Origin of the sequence: Allobosea sp. CER48 (assembly GCF_044752385.1) — a bacterium.
GTDB lineage: Bacteria > Pseudomonadota > Alphaproteobacteria > Rhizobiales > Beijerinckiaceae > Allobosea.
In genome coordinates, this window is record NZ_JBIWYK010000388.1 from 1 (window position 1) to 3,036 (window position 3,036).

At 66.3% G+C, this 3,036-nt stretch carries 4 protein-coding genes; 1 reads left to right on the top strand and 3 read right to left on the bottom strand.

Translation table 11 applies throughout. The features are described from left to right. Window positions 1-19: 19 nt before the first annotated feature. From ACIPIA_RS13300 to ACIPIA_RS13310, 3 genes are all read right to left on the bottom strand, one after another. Window positions 20-943, bottom strand: coding sequence for an EamA family transporter (locus ACIPIA_RS13300; RefSeq protein WP_400510235.1), 924 nt, complete (start codon window positions 941-943; stop codon window positions 20-22). Window positions 944-1,050: 107 nt separating this feature from the next. Further along, window positions 1,051-1,866: an exodeoxyribonuclease III gene (gene xth / locus ACIPIA_RS13305; protein ID WP_400510236.1), complete on the bottom strand. Its 816-nt coding sequence runs from the start codon at window positions 1,864-1,866 to the stop codon at window positions 1,051-1,053. A 108-nt stretch (window positions 1,867-1,974) separates the two neighbouring features. Then, a complete protein-coding gene (locus tag ACIPIA_RS13310; protein ID WP_400510237.1) occupies window positions 1,975-2,697 on the bottom strand; it encodes a LolA family protein in 723 nt (240 codons plus the stop codon). On the opposite strand from ACIPIA_RS13310, the gene ACIPIA_RS13315 reads away from it, so the two are divergent. Then, the coding region (locus tag ACIPIA_RS13315) for a hypothetical protein (protein ID WP_400510238.1) at window positions 2,690-3,036 on the top strand (347 nt) is incomplete at its 3' end. The two genes, ACIPIA_RS13310 and ACIPIA_RS13315, sit on opposite strands and share 8 nt — an antisense overlap.

Genomic DNA, 3,036 nt, shown 5'->3' on the forward strand with positions numbered 1-3,036 from the left:
CCGGAAGTAGGCGCCTCGCTCACGATGCGGGCGGGTGCCTCGCGGCGCGGATGGCAGCGAAGCGCGGCCACAGGATATTGATGCACAGGCCGGACATGACGAGGCCGGCGGCCATGAACTTCCAGCCGGGCAGTGGCTCGCCGAGCCAGGCAGCGGCCGCGCCCATGCCGAAGATCGGAACGAGCAGCGCGGTCGGCGCGACGGTGGCGGCGGCGTAGCGCGAGAGCAGCCAGCCCCAGACCGCATAACCGAACATGACGTTGCCGACCGCTTGCCAGAGCGCTGCCGCCCAGGCCGCGGGCGGGGCGGTGCTCACCGCCTCGCGCATCGCCGGCCAGCCCTCGACGAGCAGAGACAGGGCGAAGAGCGGCGGAACGGCGAAGAGGCTGGTCCAGACGACATAGGCGAGCATGTCGACGCCGGGGGTGCTGCGGGAGACGATGTTGCCGCCCGCCCAGCACAGCGCGGCCCCCAGGACGAGCATGATCCCGATCGGCGTCGTCGAGCCGTCGGTATGCCAGAGGATCACGCCGATACCGACCGCAGCCAGCAGCAATCCGGCGATCTGGAAGGGCTGTACGCGCTCATGTGTAATCGCGGCCGCCAGCAGAATCGTGAAGAAGGGCTGCGATTGCACCACCAGCGAGGCCAGCCCCGGGGCGATGTAGCCCTTGATGGCGAAGAACAGCAGGCCGAACTGGCCGGCGCCGATCAGGACGCCATAGGCGGCGAGCTTGCTCCACGGCACGGCCGGGCGCTTGAGGAAGAAGACGGCCGGCAGCAGAGCAAAGGTGAAGCGCAGGCAGGCGAAGAGCAGCGGTGGGAAATGCTCGACGCCGATGTGGATGACGACGAAATTGGTGCCCCAGACCACCATGACCGCGAGGGTGAGCAACGCATCGCGCAGGGAAAGGGAGCTGGAGGGCTGCACCGGCTTGGCCACGGCAATGAAAACTGCCGGGGCTATATCATGCTATCTCCGCAGGTCGTTAGGACGACCCGGCATGGCTGAAGCGCCACCTGTTCACGCGCTAGGCCGCGCCTCTGCCGTCAGAGTTCCAGCGTCACCGTGACCGGAACGTGGTCGGACGGGCGCTCCCAGCCCCGCGCCTCGCGCAGGAATGCGAGGTCCCGCAGAGTCGGCTTCAGTGCTTCCGAGAGCCAGATGTGGTCGAGCCGCCGGCCCTTGTTCGAGGCTTCCCAGTCCTGCGCACGGTAGCTCCACCAGGAATAGAGCTTCTCGGGTTCGGGACGGAGCGCGCGGGCCGCGTCGGTCCAGCCGATCTCGCTGCGCAGCTTCTCCAGCGTCGTGGTCTCGATAGGCGTGTGGCTGACGACGTCGAGCAGCTGCTTGTGGCTCCAGACGTCATGCTCGAGCGGAGCGATGTTGAGGTCGCCGAGCAGGATCGCTGGCCGATCGGTCGGCTTCTTCGTCATGCCCCAGGCACCGATCTCGTCGAGGAAGGCGAGCTTGTGCGCGAACTTCTCGTTCTTTTCGGGATCGGGGAGATCGCCGCCGGCCGGGATGTAGAAGTTATGGATGGCGATGCCGGCGGCGGCGCCGGCCGCCTTGTCGAGCGTCACCGTCATGTGCCGGGCGTCGTTGCGGCCGCACATCGACATTGCCTCCTTCTCGCTGAAGGGCAGCTTCGAGACGATCGCGACGCCGTTGTAGCCCTTCTGGCCGATGAAGGCCTGGTGGACATAGCCGAGCTGATGGAAGGCCTTGGCCGGAAATTGCTCGTCCGGCGTCTTCGTCTCCTGCAGGCAGAGGACGTCGGGAGCGTAACGGGTCAGGTACTCGCCGACCATGCCGATGCGCAGGCGAACCGAGTTGATGTTCCAGCTGGTGACGGTGAGTTGCACGCGAGGATTCCGGCCAAGAGGAGGCCGGAAACTGGGTCGGCGCGTCGCAAAAGGCAAGCCCCGTCGCGGCCACACCCTGCCGCGCCAATCAGGTGCCGCTGCGCGTCGTCAGAGCGTACGCTGGTAGTCGATCACGAAGTTCTTCGGATCGGGCCGGCGGCGCGTGTCGAGATTGTAGAGCGAGACCGAGGTTTCATAGCCTTGCGGATCGACCACGATCCATTGCCGAAGCTCGTTGGCGAGGAGGTCGAACTTCAGCGTGATCTTGGAAGTCCCGCCGAGCGTGGAGCGATCCTCGATTCGGACGGACAGGATGTCGCCATCGACACTGGCACCCTTCAGCGTGCCTTCGCGCGCCAGATCCATGCGCTCGCGCACCAGGAACTTCAGCGGCGTCTGGCCGATCGAATAGATGTCCTGCGTCGCCAGGCGCTTGTCCCTGACCGCGACGGAAGTGCCGTCGGAGATGACCTCCGTGGTGGTCGGCGGCTCGTATTCGAAACGCATCTTGCCGGGGCGCTGGATATAGATGCGCCCCTCGAGCCGCCGGCCATTGGCGGCGAACTGGATGAAATTGCCCTGAAGGGTGGTGAAGCTGTTCAGATAGGTATTGAGCCGCTCGATCGCCTCTTCCTGCGTGGCCGGCGCGGCGGGCTTTCCCTTCGCCGGCGTAGGCGCCGGGGCGGCTTGTGCCGTATCGGAAGACGGCGCCGCGCTCGTCACGGCGGCCGGCTGCGCAGCCGGCGCTTCGGTCGCGGCGCTGCGCGCCATCCCGAGATTCGCCGGGCGCGGTGGCGGCAGGACGAGCCGCGGAGAGGCAGGCTTGGCCACGGGCTTTGATGGCTGCTGCTGGAGCTGGAGCGGCTGGGCCATCACGGGCACAGCCGCCATCACGCAGCCTGAAGAGATGGCCGCCAAAAGCGCAGTCCGGACCGCCTGGGTCAATCTTTCGAGCAAGGCTGCTCCATTCATGTGCCGCGGCCATCCCCATGCCGAAGCCTGCAAGCGCGTCGTTGGCAAGAGGATGGGCCGTTGCCGGCCTGCCGAACGCTCAACGCGTGATCTGCAACCGAAGTTGCAGCATCGTCATGGCAATTTGAGGACTGAGGCCTGTGGCCGCAAGGGTTTGGCTCGGCCTGTCTGGCTCATTCGTCGTACTGGTTCTGTGTT